The organism is Streptomyces sp. NPDC096013, from assembly GCF_044763565.1.
GTDB lineage: Bacteria > Actinomycetota > Actinomycetes > Streptomycetales > Streptomycetaceae > Streptomyces.
Genome location: NZ_JBIWGK010000001.1, coordinates 428,851 through 445,682, shown reverse-complemented (window position 1 = coordinate 445,682; position 16,832 = coordinate 428,851). Strand labels below are relative to the sequence as shown.

Annotated in this window: 12 protein-coding genes; 8 read left to right on the top strand and 4 right to left on the bottom strand. The window is 71.4% G+C overall.

Annotation, left to right across the window (positions count from 1 at the left end; genetic code table 11):
• Positions 1 to 5: 5 nt before the first annotated feature.
• The 5 genes from ACIRB1_RS02010 (at position 6) to ACIRB1_RS01990 (ending at position 7,242) form a co-directional block, all read left to right on the top strand.
• Positions 6 to 893 (top strand): sugar ABC transporter permease, encoded by an 888-nt coding sequence (locus ACIRB1_RS02010; protein ID WP_352181257.1) that lies wholly within the window; start codon positions 6 to 8, stop codon positions 891 to 893.
• Complete coding sequence (locus ACIRB1_RS02005) at positions 890 to 1,792, top strand: carbohydrate ABC transporter permease (RefSeq protein WP_403464242.1); 903 nt, start codon at positions 890 to 892, stop codon at positions 1,790 to 1,792. The genes ACIRB1_RS02010 and ACIRB1_RS02005 overlap by 4 nt, the downstream gene beginning before the upstream one ends.
• 54 nt (positions 1,793 to 1,846) lie before the next feature.
• Positions 1,847 to 3,091: a glycosyl hydrolase gene (locus ACIRB1_RS02000; protein ID WP_403464880.1), complete on the top strand. Its 1,245-nt coding sequence runs from the start codon at positions 1,847 to 1,849 to the stop codon at positions 3,089 to 3,091.
• A 227-nt stretch (positions 3,092 to 3,318) separates the two neighbouring features.
• A complete protein-coding gene (locus ACIRB1_RS01995) occupies positions 3,319 to 6,336 on the top strand; it encodes an alpha-mannosidase (RefSeq protein ID WP_403464241.1) in 3,018 nt (1,005 codons plus the stop codon).
• A gap of 297 nt (positions 6,337 to 6,633) precedes the next feature.
• Positions 6,634 to 7,242: a hypothetical protein gene (locus tag ACIRB1_RS01990; protein WP_403464240.1), complete on the top strand. Its 609-nt coding sequence runs from the start codon at positions 6,634 to 6,636 to the stop codon at positions 7,240 to 7,242.
• Here the strand turns inward: ACIRB1_RS01990 and ACIRB1_RS01985 are convergent.
• The 4 genes from ACIRB1_RS01985 to ACIRB1_RS01970 form a co-directional block, all read right to left on the bottom strand.
• Positions 7,206 to 8,387 (bottom strand): WD40 repeat domain-containing protein, encoded by a 1,182-nt coding sequence (locus tag ACIRB1_RS01985; protein WP_403464879.1) that lies wholly within the window; start codon positions 8,385 to 8,387, stop codon positions 7,206 to 7,208. The genes ACIRB1_RS01990 and ACIRB1_RS01985 overlap by 37 nt on opposite strands.
• A gap of 494 nt (positions 8,388 to 8,881) precedes the next feature.
• On the bottom strand, positions 8,882 to 11,758 hold the full coding sequence (locus ACIRB1_RS01980; protein ID WP_403464239.1) for a hypothetical protein: 2,877 nt from the start codon (positions 11,756 to 11,758) through the stop codon (positions 8,882 to 8,884).
• 7 nt (positions 11,759 to 11,765) lie between these two features.
• On the bottom strand, positions 11,766 to 12,236 hold the full coding sequence (locus ACIRB1_RS01975) for a hypothetical protein (protein ID WP_403464237.1): 471 nt from the start codon (positions 12,234 to 12,236) through the stop codon (positions 11,766 to 11,768).
• A 63-nt stretch (positions 12,237 to 12,299) separates the two neighbouring features.
• The gene (locus ACIRB1_RS01970; RefSeq protein WP_403464236.1) at positions 12,300 to 13,028 is read right to left on the bottom strand and encodes a FadR/GntR family transcriptional regulator; all 729 of its coding nucleotides are present in this window, start codon (positions 13,026 to 13,028) and stop codon (positions 12,300 to 12,302) included.
• 163 nt (positions 13,029 to 13,191) lie between these two features.
• On the opposite strand from ACIRB1_RS01970, the gene ACIRB1_RS01965 reads away from it, so the two are divergent.
• The 3 genes from ACIRB1_RS01965 to ACIRB1_RS01955 are packed head-to-tail and all read left to right on the top strand — an operon-like array spanning position 13,192 to position 16,788.
• Entirely contained in the window at positions 13,192 to 14,277 is a 1,086-nt protein-coding gene (locus tag ACIRB1_RS01965) for a sugar ABC transporter substrate-binding protein (RefSeq protein ID WP_403464235.1), read from the top strand.
• The gene (locus tag ACIRB1_RS01960; RefSeq protein ID WP_403464234.1) at positions 14,274 to 15,767 is read left to right on the top strand and encodes a sugar ABC transporter ATP-binding protein; all 1,494 of its coding nucleotides are present in this window, start codon (positions 14,274 to 14,276) and stop codon (positions 15,765 to 15,767) included. Before ACIRB1_RS01965 ends, ACIRB1_RS01960 begins: the two co-directional genes overlap by 4 nt.
• Positions 15,760 to 16,788, top strand: a complete 1,029-nt coding sequence (locus ACIRB1_RS01955) for an ABC transporter permease (RefSeq protein WP_352181266.1) — start codon at positions 15,760 to 15,762, stop codon at positions 16,786 to 16,788. The genes ACIRB1_RS01960 and ACIRB1_RS01955 overlap by 8 nt, the downstream gene beginning before the upstream one ends.
• Positions 16,789 to 16,832: the final 44 nt, after the last annotated feature.

The window sequence follows — 16,832 nt, the reverse complement described above, 5'->3', positions numbered from 1 at the left end:
AAGCCATGGCCGACGTGTCCCGCGTGCGGCGCCAACTGCCCACCAGCCCCTGGCTGTTCGCCGCACCCGGGCTGCTGATCGTCGGCGCCTTCGTGCTCTACCCCTTCGCCTCCACCGTGATCAACTCCTTCACGGACCGGCGCACCCTGATCCCCGGCCACTTCGTGGGCTTCGCCAACTTCCGCGAGCTGTGGCACGACGACATGTTCTGGACCGGCCTGCGCAACAGCACCCTGTACATCGTCGGGGTGGTGCCCGCACTCGTCGTACTCCCGCTGCTGCTCGCCCTGTTGGTGCAGAAGAACATCCCCGGCATCACCTTCTTCCGGTCCGCGTTCTACACCCCTGTCGTCGCCTCGATCGTCGTCGTCGGACTGATCTGGGTGTGGCTGCTGGACGAACGCGGCCTGGTCAACTCGCTGTTGGAGACGATCGGGGTCGGCAAGGTCGGGTTCCTCAGCGACCAGTGGCTGCTGCTGCTGAGCGCCATGGCGGTCACGGTCTGGAAGGGCCTCGGCTACTACATGATCATTTACCTGGCGGCGCTCGCCGGCGTCCCGCGCGAACTGCACGAGGCCGCCTCGGTGGACGGCGCGGGTGCGGTGCGCCGCTTCTTCACGGTGACCGTGCCCGCCGTCCGCTCCACCATGGTCCTCGTCGGGGCCCTGTCCTCGGTCGCCGCCTTCAAGGTGTTCTCCGAGGTCTACCTGATGGCGGGCCCCAGCGGCGGACCGGCCGGCGAGGACACCACCCTCGTGATGCTCGTGCAGCGCACCGGCACCGGCCTCACCGGCCGGGTCGGCTACGCGTCCGCGCTCTCGGTCGTCGTCTTCGTCGTCACCGTCGCTCTGATGCTGCTCGTGCTGCGGGCCGACCGGAAGGAGGACGCTTGAGCGTCATCGAGCGCACACGGCCCGTCCAGGAGACGGCTGTTCGCGAACCCCGCATCACCGACGAGCACGGCCGCCGCATCCGCGTCTGGGAACTCGCCCTGCGCTACGTCCTGTTGCTGATCGTTCTCGCCATCACCGTCGGCCCCTTCGTGTGGCAGCTCTCCACCTCGCTCAAGGGCCCGACCGAGGACATCTACAGCTCGCCCCCGACCTTCCTGCCCGAACACCCCACGCTGCACAACTACAAGCGGGTCGCCGACACCATCCCCGTCTGGGACTACGCCTTCAACTCGCTGAAGGTCGCCGCCGGCAACGTCGTGACGAACTGCGTCGGTTCGGCCCTCGCGGGCTATGCGCTGGCCCGGCTGCGCTACCGGGGCCGCCGCGTCGCCACCCTCGTCTTCATCCTCGCGGTGCTCGTGCCGGTGGAGGGCATCATCATCGCCCAGTTCACCACCATGCGGGAGCTGGGCCTGAACAACACCCTGATCGGCGTGGTCCTCCCCGGCTGCATCGGCGCTATGAACGTCCTGCTGATGCGCAACGCCTTCCTCAACCTCCCCTACGAGATAGAGGAAGCGGCCTTCGTCGACGGCGCCAACGTGTGGCAGCGGTTCCTGCGGATCGCGCTGCCGTCCGTGAAGGGCACCATCGCCGTCGTCGCGATCTTCGCCTTCATGGGTGCCTGGGACGACTTCCTGTGGCCGCTCATCGTGCTCAGCGACCCGTCCAAGTTCACTCTCACCATCGGCCTCAACTATCTGCACGGCACCTTCGCCAACGACGAACGCCTGGTCGCCGCCGGCACGGTCATCGCCGTGGCACCACTGATCGCCCTCTTCGCCTGTCTCCAGCGGTACTTCTTCCGGGGCGTGGGCGAAGGCGCCGTCAAGGGCTGACGTACACCGCATTCAGGTACGCACTACAGAACCAGGAACCCGATGTCTTCTGCCGTGCGCTTCGGCGTCAACTACACGCCCAGCCAAGGGTGGTTCCACCACTGGCTCGACTTCGACCTCGACTCCGTACGCGCCGACCTCGACTCGATCGCCGAGCTGGGCCTCGACCACATCCGCGTCTTCCCGCTCTGGCCGTACTTCCAGCCCAACCGGACCCTGATCCGGACGAAGGCCGTGGAACAGCTGGTCGAGCTGGTCGACGCGGCCGGTGAGCGCGGGCTCGACGTCAACGTGGACGGCCTGCAAGGGCACTTGAGCAGCTTCGACTACCTGCCCGCCTGGACCCGCACCTGGCACCGGCGCAACCTCTTCACCGACCCGGACGTCCTCGACGGCCAGGCCGCCTACCTGCGCACGCTCGCCGCCGCCCTCGCCGACCACCCCCACTTCGTCGGCATGACCCTCGGCAACGAGGTCAACCAGTTCTCGGCCGGCCCGCATCCGGACCCCGACCGGGCGACGGAGGACCAGATCGACGCCTGGCTGACGCGGATGCTCGCGGCCTGCGCGGAGGGGGCGCCCGGCAAGCCGCATCTGCACGCCGAGTACGACGCGACCTGGTACCAGGACGACATGCCGTTCACCCCGGCGCAGGCCGCCCGGCACGGCGCGATGACCGCCGTGCACTCCTGGGTCTTCAACGGCACCGCCCAACGCCACGGCCGGAGTTCGGTCCCTTCAGAGCACCACGCCGCGTACCTGATCGAGCTGAGCAAGGCGTGGGCCGGGGAACCGCACCGGCCCGTGTGGCTCCAGGAGGTCGGCGCCCCGCAACCGCTCGTCCCCGCCGAGCACGCGGCCGGCTTCGCCTCCGCGACGATCGCCAACGCCCTCGACTGCCCCGACCTGTGGGGCATCACCTGGTGGTGCTCGCACGACGTCTCCCGCGACCTCGCCGACTTCCCCGAACTCGAATACGGGCTCGGCCTGTTGACCAACTACCGGCAGGCCAAGGACATCGCTCTGGTCCTTGCCGAGGCGGCCCGCGAGCCCGCGTACACGCCCGCCACCCGCACCACGGCCCTCGTCGTGCCCGCCGATCCGTCGGTCCGCTCGGGCTGCGCTCCGGGCGGACCGGTCTTCGACGCCTACTTCCGGCTCGTCGCCGACGGCGCCCGTCCGACGACCGTCCTCGACGTGCGCGCGGACGACAAGGAACACCTCGGCGCGCGCGGCATCACCGAAGTCGTCACTCCCGGCCAGGTACTTCCCACCCCACAAGGAGGCACCGGCGCGTGAACCCCGGACAACCCACCCGACGCACCGCGCTCATCGCCGGAGCCGCGGCCACCCGGCTGCCCCGACTCCCCACGACCGCCTGCGCCGCCCCGGGAGACGAGGTTCGAACCGCGCGCGACAGGGGAGCTCTACACAGCGTCGGCCCCCGTGACCGTCACCTACGCCTGGTAACACCCGCTTGGCAGCACCCCTGACCCCACCCGCAACCGAGCTACGGAGCACCCCGCATGCATGACGACCGCAGCCTGGTCGAAGCCCGCCTCAAGCGCGTCCTCGAAGAGCGCATCCGTCCCGCCGTGTATCCCGAGTCCGTGCCGCTGGAGGTGGCCGTCTGGCACGCGCCCGACGAGCCGGTGCCCGTGGCCGAGGGGCTCGCGGGCACACCCGAACCGATCGCGGTGGGTGCCCGGTGGGGCGCTCCCTGGGGCACCAGCTGGTTCCGCGTCACCGGGACCGTCCCCCAGGAGTGGGCCGGGAAGACCGTCGAGGCGCTGCTCGACCTCGGCTTCGACGAGAACATGCCCGGCTTCCAGTGCGAGGGCCTCGTCTACCGGCCCGACGGCACCCCCGTGAAGGGCCTCAACCCGCGCAACCAGTGGGTCAGGATCGGCGCCCCCGTCGCCGGCGGCGAGGAGGTGCGGCTGCACATCGAGGCCGCGTCCAACCCGGTGGTCCTGGACTACCACCCGTTCCTGCCCACCCAGTTGGGCGACAAGGAGACCGCGGGCAGCGAGCCGCAGTACACGCTGACCCGCATGGACCTCGCCGTCCTCGACGAGAACGTCTGGAACCTCGTCCTCGACCTGGAGGTCCTCGGAGAGCTGATGGCCGAGCTGCCGGTGGACTCCGCGCGCCGCTGGGACCTGCTGCGGGCGATCGAGAAGGCGCTCGACGCCGTGGACCTCCAGGACGTCAACGGCACGGCGGAGCACGCCCGTTCACAGCTGGCCGCCGTCCTCGCCTCGCCCGCCGTCCCGTCCGCGCACCGCATCAGCGCCATCGGACACGCGCACATCGACTCGGCATGGCTGTGGCCGCTGCGCGAGACGGTCCGCAAGGTCGCGCGCACCACCTCCAACATGACGGCCCTCCTTGAGGACGAGCCCGACTTCGTCTTCGCCATGTCGCAGGCCCAGCAGTGGGCTTGGGTGAAGGAGCACCGGCCCGAGGTGTGGGCGCGGGTCAAGAAGGCGGTGGCGGACGGGCGGTTCGTGCCGGCCGGTGGCATGTGGGTCGAGTCGGACACCAACATGCCGGGTTCGGAGGCGATGGCCCGGCAGTTCGTGCACGGGAAGCGGTTCTTCCTCGACGAGTTCGGCATCGAGAACGAGGAGGCCTGGCTGCCCGACACCTTCGGCTTCGCCGCCGGACTCCCGCAGATCATCAAGGCCGCGGGCTCCAAGTGGCTGCTGACACAGAAGATCTCCTGGTCGCAGACGAACAAGTTCCCGCACCACACCTTCCGTTGGGAGGGCATCGACGGCACCCGGATCTTCACCCACTTCCCGCCCGTCGACACCTACAACTGCTCCATGCAGGGCCGCGAGATCGCCCACGCGGCACGCAACTTCAAGGACAAGGGCGTCGCCCGCCACTCCCTCGCGCCCACCGGCTGGGGCGACGGAGGCGGCGGCACCACCCGCGAGATGGTCGCCAAGGCGGCCCGGCTGCACGACCTCGAAGGCTCGGCGTCCGTGGTCTGGGAGACCCCGAAGGAGTTCTTCGAGAAGGCCGAGGCCGAATACCCCGAACCCCCCGTCTGGGTCGGCGAGTTGTATCTCGAACTGCACCGCGCCACCCTCACCAGCCAGGCCAAGACCAAGCAGGGCAACCGCCGCAGCGAACACCTCCTGCGCGAGGCGGAACTGTGGGCGGCGACGGCCGCCGTACGGACCGGATTCCCCTACCCGTACGAGGACTTGGACCGGATCTGGAAGACGGTCCTGCTCCACCAGTTCCACGACATCCTGCCCGGCTCCTCCATCGCCTGGGTCCACCGCGAGGCCCGCCGCACCTACGAGCGGACCGCCTCGGAGCTGAACGCCGTCATCGACGCGGCCCAGCGCGCCCTGGCGGGGGAGGGCACGACCCCCCTCCTCTTCAACTCCGCGCCGCACAGCCGCGAAGGCGTCCTCGCGGGCGGCGCGCGGACCCCGGCCGTCCAGGGCGAGACGGCACTCGCGACCCGGGTCGGCGGCGGGCACGTGCTGGAGAACGGACTCCTGCGCGTCGAGATCGACGCCCGGGGCCTGGTCGTCTCCGCCTACGACATCGAGGCCGAGCGCGAGACGATCGCCCCCGGCCGGGCCGCGAACCTGCTCCAACTCCACCCGGACTTCCCGAACATGTGGGACGCCTGGGACGTCGACGAGTTCTACCGCAACACCGTCACCGACCTCACCGACGCGGAGGAGGTCGTGGCGGAGGCCGACAACGCCGTGCGGATCGTACGGTCCTTCGGCGCGTCCCGGGTCACCCAGGTGCTGTCCCTCGCGCCCGGTGAGCGGCGGCTGCTCATCGACACCGAGGTGGACTGGCACGAGACCGAGAAGTTCCTGAAGCTCGCCTTCCCCCTGGACGTGCACGCCGAACGGTACGCGTCCGAAACCCAGTTCGGGCACTTCCACCGGCCCACGCACACCAACACCTCATGGGAGGCCGCCAAGTTCGAGGCCTGCAACCACCGCTTCGTCCACCTTGAGGAACCCGGCTGGGGCGTCGCCGTCGTCAACGACTCGACGTACGGCCACGACGTGACCCGTACCGTCCGCGGCGACGGCGACAAGGGCACGACCACCACGGTCCGCGTCTCCCTGCTCCGCGCCCCGCGCTTCCCCGACCCCGAGACCGACCAGGGCGTCCACCGCTTCCGGCACGCGCTGGTGCCCGGCGCGGGCATCGGCGACGCGGTGCGCGAGGGGTGGCGAATCAACCTGCCGGAGCGGCGGGTCGAGGGAGGGCAGGAGGTCGCGCCGCTGGTGAGCGTGGACCGGGACGCGGTCGTCGTCACCGCGGTGAAGCTGGCCGACGACGGGAGCGGTGACGTCGTGGTCCGCTTCCACGAGGCGCACGGGGGACGGGCCAAGGCGACCCTGACGGTGGGCTTCGCGTTCGACGCCGTGGAGGCCGTAGACCTGCTGGAGCGGCCGTCGGCCGACGCGGCCGCGCCCGAGTGGGACGGGGACCACATCCAACTGGCCCTGCGGCCCTTCGAGTTGCGGACCCTCAGGCTGCGGCGGAGCTGAGGCGGGCCGTACGCCGAGGAGTGTCGCGCACACGGGCGGTGATGTTGGACGCACGGCCCGTGTGCCGCGGACAATCCGGCGGAATCGATGGTGGGCGCCCTTTTCGGTGCGTATCGTCTCGACTCGCGCCAGGTGCTGTCGGGGACCACGACCGGCGGGCCGGGGGAATGGCGCGGGGGAGACACCATGCGCCGGGGGTTGATGTGCGCGGCGGTGGCCGGTTCGCTGGCGCTGGCCGCGTGCTCGCGAGGGGGTCACGTCCCGTCCGTGGACCCGCCGGCAAGGGAATCCTCGGGCATGGCGACGACACCGGTGACGGGAACACCGACGGCAACACCGACGGTGTTGATCTCCGGCACCCCGCTGCACCTCACCTCCGCCCTCCTCGTCGCCGCCGACCTGGAGGGCTTCTCCAAGTCCCTTGCCCCGCCCGCCTCGGCGCCCGCGACCTCCGCCGGTTCGACGGGGTGCGCGGCGATGGACCGCGTGAACGCGTACCGGAAGCCGCCGCTACAGCCGTCCGTGGACGCGAGGTTGCAGCGGTTCCAGCCCGTGTCGCTGGTGTACGAGGTGCTCACCCCGCGCAGGATCGAGGACGCGCGCGAGGAGGTGGAGCTGGAGGCGGACGTCTTCCGGGACTGCCATCGGCTGGTCGCGGGTGAACTCACCGGTGACATGAGCCCGTTGGCGTTCCCGGCGATCGGCGAGCGCACGGTGGCGGGGCGGGTGGAGACGTCGGCCTACGGGCTCCGCCAGAACACCGACCTGGTCTATCTGCTGCATCCCCGGGGCATCGTGATCAGCCTCGCGATCATGACCTTCGGTGAGGCGGCCGACTCGGACGTCGCCCAGCACATCGCCGAGGTCGCCTACCGCAAGGTGGACGACGCCGTCGCCGGGCGCTGACCGCCGTCGGAGCGGCAGGGCGGGCCGGCGGGGAACGCCGTCCGCCACAGCCGCGCGGTCGTCGACGCGCCACGGGCCGAACACACCTGGGCGGCGGCCGAGTTGGCGTCCACGAACCACCGTTGGAGCCGTCCGTCGCCGGTCGCCGTCACCAGATCCGGGCCCGCGGCGGACGCGGCCGCGAGGGCCGTGGCGCGGTCCTCGCCACCGCCCACGGTCCCCTTCCCGGTCCACATCCCCGGCTGCCGGGACTCCCACAGCCGTACGGCGCCGTCGTCGCCGAGTGCCGCGAGGAGCGGGGAGCCGGGGCGGGTGCCCACCCCGAGGGCCAGGGCGACGACATCGCCGGAGCCGGAGCCTGCGCCGGTGTCCGCGTCGAGGTGGGCGGTCGACCGGGCGGCACCGGCGCTCAGGCTCCAGACCGTCACCGAGCCACGCTCTCCCGCCGCCGCCAGCACCGTCCCGTCCGCGCTCGCCGCCAGCGCGCGGCCGGTCTTCGAGCCGGTGCCCGCGAGCTTGAGGTCCAGGGCGGGCAGGGTCCAGTCCGTCAGGCTCCAGACGTCCACCGCGCCGTCGTCCGAGCCGATGGCCAGGCGATGCGTACCGCCCAGGAACGAGAGTCCCGTGACCGCGCCGGAGTGGCCGTCGACGCCGGTCGGGTCAGCGATGTGCTCGGGGTCCGACAGGTTCCAGAGGTAGACCCGGCCGTCCGGTGTGCCCGCGGCCAGCAGGGTGCCGTCCCGGCTCAGGGCAAGGGAGACGGCCAGCTCGGACGACCGGGTCACGAGCCGCGCTACCGGGGCGTCGGAGCGGGTGGGTCTCCAGAGCAGCACCGTGCCGGAGCCGAACCCGCCGGCCAGCAGCGCACCGTCCCGGCCGCCGAAGGCGAGGGCGTTGAGCGTGCCCGGACGAGCACCGCCGTGGGAAAGGGCGCCGACGGGCCGTAGCGAACGGTCCGGGCCCGGGGACCAGAGGGAGACGGGACCGGTGCGTCCGCCGCCCGCGATCAGGGCGCCGTCGGGGCGGACCGCGAGTGCGGTCAGGCCGCCCGGCTGGGTGCGGGCCAGCGGATCGGGCAGGCGGTGGAGCGCGAGCCGGGGGCCGGAGGCGGTGGCGAGGGCGCGGCCGTCCGGGGAGACGGCCATCGCGGTGAGAGGGTCGGCGGTGCTCACCCGCGCGGTCAGCCGGTCGTCGCCCGTGCCGAAGACGCGTACGCCGGTGTCGCGGTAGGCGACCGCCCACTCCCGGCCGTCGGCCGTGAAGGCGAGGCCGACCACCGGGCCCTTGCCCGTGAGCGAGGTCCGGTGGGGGAGCGCGACCGAGGTCCTGCCGTCGTCGCCGATCCGCCAGCGCGACACCGTTCCGTTCCGGTGGCCGGCGAGCAGGAGCGTCCCGGCGGGGTTCACGGCCAGTGCGCTGACGGGACTGTCGGCCTGGTGGAGTCTCAGCAGCGCGGGGCGCGGGGTGGTCGCGTCCAGGACGACGACGTTGCCGTTCTGGGCGCCGACCGCCAGCCATCGGCCCTTGCCGCCGTAGACGATGGGCGCGGAGTCGCCGGCGATGAGCGTGTGCGGCCAGGCGACGGGCACGGAGGTGCCGTGGGTGGTGTCGAGGACCAGGGTGAACCCGGGGTAGAGATTCAGGGCGAGCCGGCGGCCGTCGGGGCGGAACGCCAGGCCCATGACGGGCGCGTTGAAGACACCGGTGACCGCCTGTCCGGTGGGGTGTGCGGCGGTGGACGTGGGGCGCAGGGCCACGTGGGCCTGGACCATGCCCTCGCGGGTGGACCCGTCCCGTGTGGTGAGGGCGAGTGCCCTGCCGTCGGGCGGAACACGGCGAGGTTCGTGCCGCTCGTGCCGGAGAGGCGCGTGGGCGGTCCGGCCGGGCCGCCGCTGTCGACGGGCCACATCCGCACGTGTCCGGCACCGGCGGCTACCAGACGGGTCCCCGTGCGGTCGAAGGACAGTGAGGTGATGTCCGGCCCCCGCGCGGTGAGTTGGACCGAGGAGCGGGTGGAGGCGGCGGTCAGTACGGCGTCCCGTGTGGCGTCGGTGCGCTCGATCCGGTAGGCGGCGAGGGCGAGTTGGGCTGCCAGCGCGGGGTCGGTGGCACGCGCCGACCCGGCGTCGGCGAGCAGGGTCCGGACGGACCGCTCCCGTTGCCGCTGCCAGTCCGCCTGGAGCGCCTTGAAGCCGAAACCGGCGCCCGAGGCGATCAGGACGGCGAGCACCACCAGCCCGGAGACCACCCTTTGGCGCACCCTGCGCCGCCGCTCGTACTCGGCGGACGCGGCCAGGAAATCCTGAACGGTGCTGTTGATCCGACCCTGTTGGCGGTTCGCCCAGTCCCGCGCGCTCGCCAACTCCTGCCCCAGCCACAGCAGTCGGTCGGCCCGCTGCTCCTCCCAGTCGGCCGCGGTCCGCTCCAGCCGCAGCCGCAACAGCGGTTCGCCGTCGTGGAGTTGCTCCACCCACTGCTCCAGTGCGGCCCAGTTCATCAGCAGGGAACGGTGGACGAGCTGGACGTGGTGTTCGTCCTCGGTGACCAGGCGGTGCTGCTTCAGCAGACCGAGCACGGTGCGGAAGGCGCGCTGCCGGTCGGCGGGGAAGTACGAGCCGAGCACCTCCGTGCGGAGCCGCTTGACGGTCTGCTCCGTCTCGCCTGTCCAGTGCACGAGTTCGACCAGGATCTCCCTGGCCGTCCTGCGGTCCTCGTCACTGGTCAGGCTCTCGTAGAAAGCGTCGGCGGCATGGGCGATGGAACGGCCGAGACCCCCGGTGCGCGCGTAGTCCGCAGTGCGCAGCGTACGGCCGCGGTGCTCCTCCCAGGTGCCGCGCAGGGCGTGCGACAGCAGGGGCAGGACACCGCTGTCGAAGTCGGCCCGCGCCTCCCGGTGCAGCGCCACGTCGGCCCGTAGCCGGGCGAGCAGCCCGGCGCTGATGACGTGCCCCGCCGCGCGCGCCGGACCGGTGATCACCTCGTCCACATGGCGTGCGGCGAGGGGCCGTACGACGAACAGGCCGGCACCCGGTGTCAGCGCCGGCTCCAGGGACTCGTAGGGCAACAGCGCGCCGAGGTCACTGTGCTGCACGGACAGGACGACACTTGCCGGTGCCTCTGTCAAAGGACCCTCGGCTGTCACGGAGGCGGCGATCAGGCAGGCGACGAAGGCATCCCGTTCCGCCTTCCCGGCGGCCGTCCCGGTGTCGTCCCTGTACCGGAACATCTCCTCCGCCTGGTCCACGACCACCAGGTGGTGGGCCGGGACGTGCTGTGCGTCGAGCCGCTCGGCCCGGACCCGGAGCGCCTCGACCAGCGTGTGCGGGTCGGCCGCCAACCGCCGGGCCAGGTTGTCCACTTCGGCTGGTCCGGCGTCCCGTTCCAGGACGGCGCCGGCCAGTGCCTGGAGCGGACGGTCCGTGGGGGTCAGGGTCAGCTGGTGCCAACTCCTCGTCTCCGGAGCGACGTTGCCCACCGCGAGCGCGGGCAGCAGCCCGGCCCGCAGAAGGGAGGTCTTGCCGATGCCGGAGGCCCCGGTGAGGAGCAACGGCCCCTGACCGCGCCGGGCGACGACCCGCCGGACGAGGGTGTCGACCTCGGCCGTACGACCGAAGAACCACTGGACGCCGGACGAGTCGAACGGCGCGAGGCCGGGATAGGGGCACTCGGGGTGGCCGTAGTCGGCGGCCTCGCAGTCGCCGTCCTGGCCCGGATCGGCCGCTGTCCAGGCGGAGTTGGGGGCGAGGACGATGCGCTCGACGCGGTTGTGGGCGGACGACTGCGGGGTGGACACCGACCGGCCCTCGGGGCGGGGGCGTCGCGTGTGGTCGAGGAGATGGCCGACGGTCAGCAGCGGATGCCCGGGGGAGGCGCCGCCGTCGAGGAAGCGGATGACGTCCCCGGTGAAGGCCGTGTGGTCGGCGCCGCCGGGCGCGTGGGCCTGCTGCTCGTCGTCCGCCGAGGTCAGCAGCAGACTCGGCCGCCCCGCCCGCCCGGCCAGCGCATGCAGCCTGCTCCCGGCGAACTCCCCGGTGCTGAGCGGGAGTCCGGAGAAGCAGCAGTCCAGTACGACGATCAGAGGCGCGTCACCGACCGGCTCCAGCGCGCTCATCAGCTCCTCGAACCGGAGCGCCGTGTTGCCGAGCGAGGGACTGCCGTACGTCAGGCGTGCCGCGTCCGCGGTCACCAGGAGAAGGGAGTCGTCCCGGCGGCGAGGTGCCTGCACCCCGTGTCCCACGTAGTGCAGGAGCAGGCCGCCCGAGGCCTCCCGGGCGAGGCGTCCGACCGGTCCGAGGACGTCGTCGGGGCGCCTTGGGTCCGTCAGCCGCAGGAGCCGGTCCGGGGCGAGACCGCAGCGCTCGACCAGGAGCCGGGCCAGTGTGTCGGCGGAGCGGTGCACCGACGGGCGGTACGGGAAGTCGGCGCTGCCGTCGGGCGGGGAGGCGGACACGACGACCGCGCGTGTCCCCTCGTAGCCCAGGAACAGCCGGCGTACGGGGTCGGACGGGGCGCCCATGCCGGGCTCACCCGGCGTGGTCCGAGGCGGCGGTCGAGGGGTCCGGTGGCGGCTGGAGGGCCGCCCGGACCATCCTGTCGACGGCGTCGTACTCCTTCGCCTGCTGCCGTTTCAGCTCGATCTCCACGCAACTGCCGTCCGGGCGGCGGACGGTGAGCCTGATCGACTCGGTGCGAGGCCGGAACTTGATCCAGGCCACGACGGCTCCGGCGAGGACCGTGAAGGCGCCGCCCGGTTCGAGCGCGGCGACCAGTGCGTCGGTCAGCGGGCCCAGACGACCCGTGTCCGTCTCGTCCGTCGTGTGTCTGGTGACGCGTCCCCGGAGTTCCGGACGGTCCGTCAAGTACTGCCACAGATCGCGGAGTTCGGTCGCCCGCAGGTACGCGGACTCCTCACCCGTCACGGACAGGACCACTTCCACCGTGCCGTCCATCGCCGTCCCCCGTACGTGCCCTCGTCCCCCTGGCGAGACGGTCATGGTAGGACCTGGGCGCCGGTCGTGAGGGGGTTTCCGCGGGCACGGTGGCCGTACGGGTGACGGTCAGGACCCCAGCTGCATCCTGAGCCACACCTCTACCTCGCCCACGTGCGAGGCCGCCGCCGCGCGGGCCGCCTCCGGGTCGCGGGCGACCAACGCCCGGTGGATCGCGGAGTGTTCGCGGCGGGTGCGGGCGAAGGCACCCTCCTCCTGGTAGCCGCGCCAGACCCGGGCCCGGAACGTGCGGGACGACAGGCCCTCCAGGATCGCGGCCATGGTGTCGTTTCCCGCGGCGGCGGCGATCTCGCGGTGGAAGGCGAGATCGTGGGCGAGGATCTCCTCGGGGTCGTCGGTGGCGTTCATCGCCGTGAGGTGCTTCTCGACCTCGGCCAGCTGGTCCGGGGTGATCCGGGCGGCGGCCAGGGCGGTCGCCGTCGACTCCAGGATGCGGCGGACTTCGAGGAGTTCGACCAGCTGCGGGCCGCGCGAGAGATCGGCGACGACACCGAAGGTCTCCAGCAGGTCGCCGGCCTCCAGCCGCGTGACGTAGATGCCCGAACCGTGCCGTGCCTCCAGGACGCCCAGCACCGTGAGCGCGCGGATCGCCTCGCGCATCGAGCTGCGGGAGATGCCCAGTTGGGCCGCGAGGTCGCGCTCGGTGGGCAGCCGCTGGCCCGGTTCGAGGCGGCCCTCGCCGATCAGGGCCTTGATCGAGTCGATGGCGCGCTGCGTCACCGTGCCCTTCGGCACGGCGGCCTCCGGTTCCGTCTCGCTCGGCAGGATCTCGTCCACGCCACTCCTCCTGTCGCCGGTCCGCGCAGTCTATTCACAGATGTGGTCCGACCACTACGGCTCGAAACCGCGAAAATTTGGCTCCTGAGGGTGTTGTAGGGCCGAAGTGGTCTGATAAATATTCCGGCAACTGCTCGATCACGCTCGATGAGGAGCCCGACAGATGGCCGGCAGCACTGTGCGGAACGGACGGCAAGGCAGACGACTGACCGCGTGGGCGGTGCGTGCGACGGCGGCGGCCGCGTGCGGCACCCTCGCGCTCACGGCGTGCGGCAGCACCAAGGACACCGGCGCGTCCAGCGCCGGCGGGGGCGGCACGGGCAAGGTCGGGGTGGTCCTGCCCCTGCTGACCTCGCCGTTCTGGCAGTCGTACAACGACTACGTGCCGAAGATGGCGAAGTCCGAAGGTGTGCAGGCACTGAAGACGGTCAACTCCAACAGCGACCCCTCGCAGCAGATCACCGACATCAACAACGAGCTGAACCAGGGCGTCAAGGGCCTGGTCGTCGCCCCGCTGGACAGCGCCGCCATCGAAGCCGGCCTCGACCAGGCCGACCGCAAGGGCGTGCCGGTCGTCGCGGTCGACGTGGCGCCCGACAAGGGCAAGGTCGCGATGGTCGTGCGCGCCGACAACGTCGCGTACGGCGCGAAGGCCTGCGACTACCTCGGGGCGCACATCACCAGCGGCAAGGTCGTGCAGATCATGGGCGACCTCGCCTCGGTCAACGGCCGTGACCGGTCACAGGCGTTCAGGGCCTGCGTCAAGAAGAAGTACCCGAAGCTCAAGGTCCTGGAGATCCCCGCCAAGTGGGAGTCCGACACCGCGGCCTCGAAGCTCGACACACTGCTCAACGCCAACCCCGACATCAAGGGCATCTACATGCAGGCGGGCGGCGTCTACCTCGCGCCCACGCTGCAAACCCTCAAGTCCAAGGGCCTGTTGAAGAAGGCGGGCCAGGCCGGGCACATCACGATCGTCTCGAACGACGGCATCCCGCAGGAGTTCGACGCGATCCGCAAGGGCGAGATCGACGCCACCGTCTCCCAGCCGGCCGACGCCTACGCCAAGTACGGCATGTACTACATCAAGGCCGCGATGGCGGGGAAGACCTTCAAGCCCGGCCCCACCGACCACGACTCCACGATCGTCAAGCTGCCCAGCGGCATCCTGGAGGACCAGCTCCCCGCGCCCCTGGTCACGAAGGACAACGTCGACGACCCCAAGCTCTGGGGCAACACGGTCAAATGAGTACCCCACTTGTTGAGGCGCGGGGCATCGTCAAGCGGTACGGCCCGACCGTCGCCCTCGCCGACGGCCGGCTGACCGTGCTGCCCGGCGAGTCCCACGCCCTCGTCGGCCGCAACGGCGCGGGCAAGTCCACCCTCGTCACCGTCCTCACCGGACTCCAGGCCCCCGACGAGGGCACGGTCCGCTTCGACGGCGAGCCCGCGCCCCCGCTCACCGACCGAGACGCCTGGCGCGCCAAGGTCGCGTGCGTCTACCAGAAGCCCACCGTGGTACCCGAGTTGACGGTCGCCGAGAACCTCTTCATCAACCGGCAGCCGCAGTCCCGGGGCGGTGTCATCAGCTGGCGCAGGCTCCGCACGGAGGCCGCCGAACTCCTCGACACCTGGGACGTGCGCGTCGACCCCGAGGCGCGCACCGCCGACCTCAAGGTCGAGGACCGCCAAATGGTGGAGATCGCACGGGCGTTGAGCTTCGGCGCCCGGTTCATCGTCCTCGACGAACCGACCGCCCAGCTCGACAACCGGGAGATCGAGCGGCTCTTCACCCGCATGCGGGCGCTCCAGGAGTCCGGCGTCACCTTCCTGTTCATCTCGCACCACCTCCAGGAGGTGTACGAGGTGTGCCAGACGGTCACCGTGCTGCGCGACGCGCGCTGGATCACGACCGCACCGGTCGCCGAACTCCCCCGCCGGGCGCTCGTGGAGGCCATGGCGGGGGAGTCCATCGACGAACTCGACGTCCAGCTGAGGGAGTTGGACACCGAGGCGCCCGTCCTCCTGGAGGCGCACGGGCTCACCTCCGACGCGTACGAGAACGTCGACCTCACCGTCCGCGAGGGCGAGGTCGTCGGCCTCGCCGGGTCGAGCGGCAGCGGCAAGATAGAGCTGGCCGAGTCCTTCACCGGGCTGTACACACCGACCGGCGGAACCGCTCAACTCGACGGTGAGAAGCTGCCGTTCGGGGATGTGCAGGCCTCACTAAAGGCCGGGGTCGGCTGTGTGCCGCGCGACCGGCACGGACAGGGACTGGTCTTCGGCATGTCCATCGGCGACAACGCCACGATGACGGTCCTGGACCGGCTCGGCCGCTTCGGGTTCGTCGGCGGCGAGCGCAAGCGCGCGTTCGCCACCGAGCTGATCGACCGGCTCGACATCCACACCGAGGGCCCCGAACAGCCCGTCTCCGACCTGTCCGGCGGCAACGCGCAGAAGGTCGTCATGGCCCGCGCGCTCGCCTCCGACCCCAGGCTGCTGGTCCTCATCAACCCCACCGCGGGCGTCGACGTGAAGTCCAAGGAGTCACTGCTCGCCCGCATGGACAGCGCCCGCGACGACGGCACCGCCGTGCTCGTCGTCTCCGACGAACTCGACGACCTGCGGCGCTGCGACCGCGTCCTCGTCCTCTTCCACGGCCGTGTCGTCGCCGAGCACCCGGCGGGCTGGCGCGACCACGAGCTGATCGCCTCCATCGAAGGAGTGGACCATGGCTGACACCAAGGCGGCCCCGGCGCCCACCGCCCCCCGCACCGCGGGGGCGCGCTCGGCCCGGACGGTCCTGCTCCGCCGGGCCCGTGAACTCGCCCTCGTACCAGCCCTGTTGGTACTCCTCGTGCTCGGCGCGATCGTCAACGACTCGTTCCTCACCGAACGGAACCTGATCTCCATCCTGGGCGCCTCCGCCGCCCTCGCGATGGTGGTCCTCGCCGAGTCGCTGATCCTCATCACCGGCAAGATCGACCTGTCGCTGGAGTCGGTGGTCGGCATCGCGCCCGCCATCGGCGCCCTGCTGGTCCTGCCGGCCGCCGAGTCCGGCTGGGGCACCGAGTGGGCGGCCCCGCTCGCCCTCGTCGCCGTCCTCGTCGTGGGCGGGATCATCGGCGCCTTCAACGGCATCCTCGTGGTGAAGTTCAAGCTCAACGCCTTCATCGTCACCCTCGCCATGCTGATCGTGCTGCGCGGGCTGCTGGTCGGCGCCACCAAGGGCAAGACGCTGTTCGGCATGCCCGACTCCTTCTTCACCCTGGCCACCACCACCTTCCTCAGCGTCCCGATGTCGGTGTGGCTGGCCGCGGTCTGCTTCGCGATCGCCGGATTCGTGCTCAAGTACCACCGCGTCGGCCGCGCCCTCTACGCGATCGGCGGCAACCAGGAGGCGGCCCGCGCGGCCGGCATCCGCGTCGACCGCATGCTGCTCGGCGTCTCCGTCGTCGCCGGCGTCCTCGCCTCGGTGGGCGGCATCATGCAGACCGGCTACGTCGGCGCGATCAGCGCCAACCAGGGCAACAACATGATCTTCACCGTCATGGCGGCGGCCGTCATCGGCGGCATCAGCCTCGACGGCGGCAAGGGCACCATGTTCGGCGCCCTGACGGGCGTCCTCCTGCTGGGAGTCGTGCAGAACCTGCTCACCCTCGCCCAGGTCCCGTCCTTCTGGATCCAGGCCATCTACGGCGGGATCATCCTGGTCGCCCTGATGATCGCCCGCGTCACCACCGGCCGCGCCCAGGACTGACCCCACCGGCCTCCGGCACCCGCACGGCACCGGAAACCTGTCCC

What these genes read in the sequence shown, in the direction of transcription:
- ACIRB1_RS02010 (WP_352181257.1), top strand. Translation starts at nt 6, where the DNA reads ATGGCCGACGTGTCCCGCGTGCGGCGCCAACTGCCCACCAGCCCCTGG.
- ACIRB1_RS01995 (WP_403464241.1), top strand. Translation starts at nt 3,319, where the DNA reads ATGCATGACGACCGCAGCCTGGTCGAAGCCCGCCTCAAGCGCGTCCTC.
- ACIRB1_RS01990 (WP_403464240.1), top strand. Translation starts at nt 6,634, where the DNA reads ATGGCGACGACACCGGTGACGGGAACACCGACGGCAACACCGACGGTG.
- ACIRB1_RS01985 (WP_403464879.1), bottom strand. Translation starts at nt 8,387, where the DNA reads ATGGCCGTCTCCCCGGACGGCCGCGCCCTCGCCACCGCCTCCGGCCCC.
- ACIRB1_RS01980 (WP_403464239.1), bottom strand. Translation starts at nt 11,758, where the DNA reads ATGGGCGCCCCGTCCGACCCCGTACGCCGGCTGTTCCTGGGCTACGAG.
- ACIRB1_RS01975 (WP_403464237.1), bottom strand. Translation starts at nt 12,236, where the DNA reads ATGACCGTCTCGCCAGGGGGACGAGGGCACGTACGGGGGACGGCGATG.
- ACIRB1_RS01965 (WP_403464235.1), top strand. Translation starts at nt 13,192, where the DNA reads ATGGCCGGCAGCACTGTGCGGAACGGACGGCAAGGCAGACGACTGACC.
- ACIRB1_RS01960 (WP_403464234.1), top strand. Translation starts at nt 14,274, where the DNA reads ATGAGTACCCCACTTGTTGAGGCGCGGGGCATCGTCAAGCGGTACGGC.
- ACIRB1_RS01955 (WP_352181266.1), top strand. Translation starts at nt 15,760, where the DNA reads ATGGCTGACACCAAGGCGGCCCCGGCGCCCACCGCCCCCCGCACCGCG.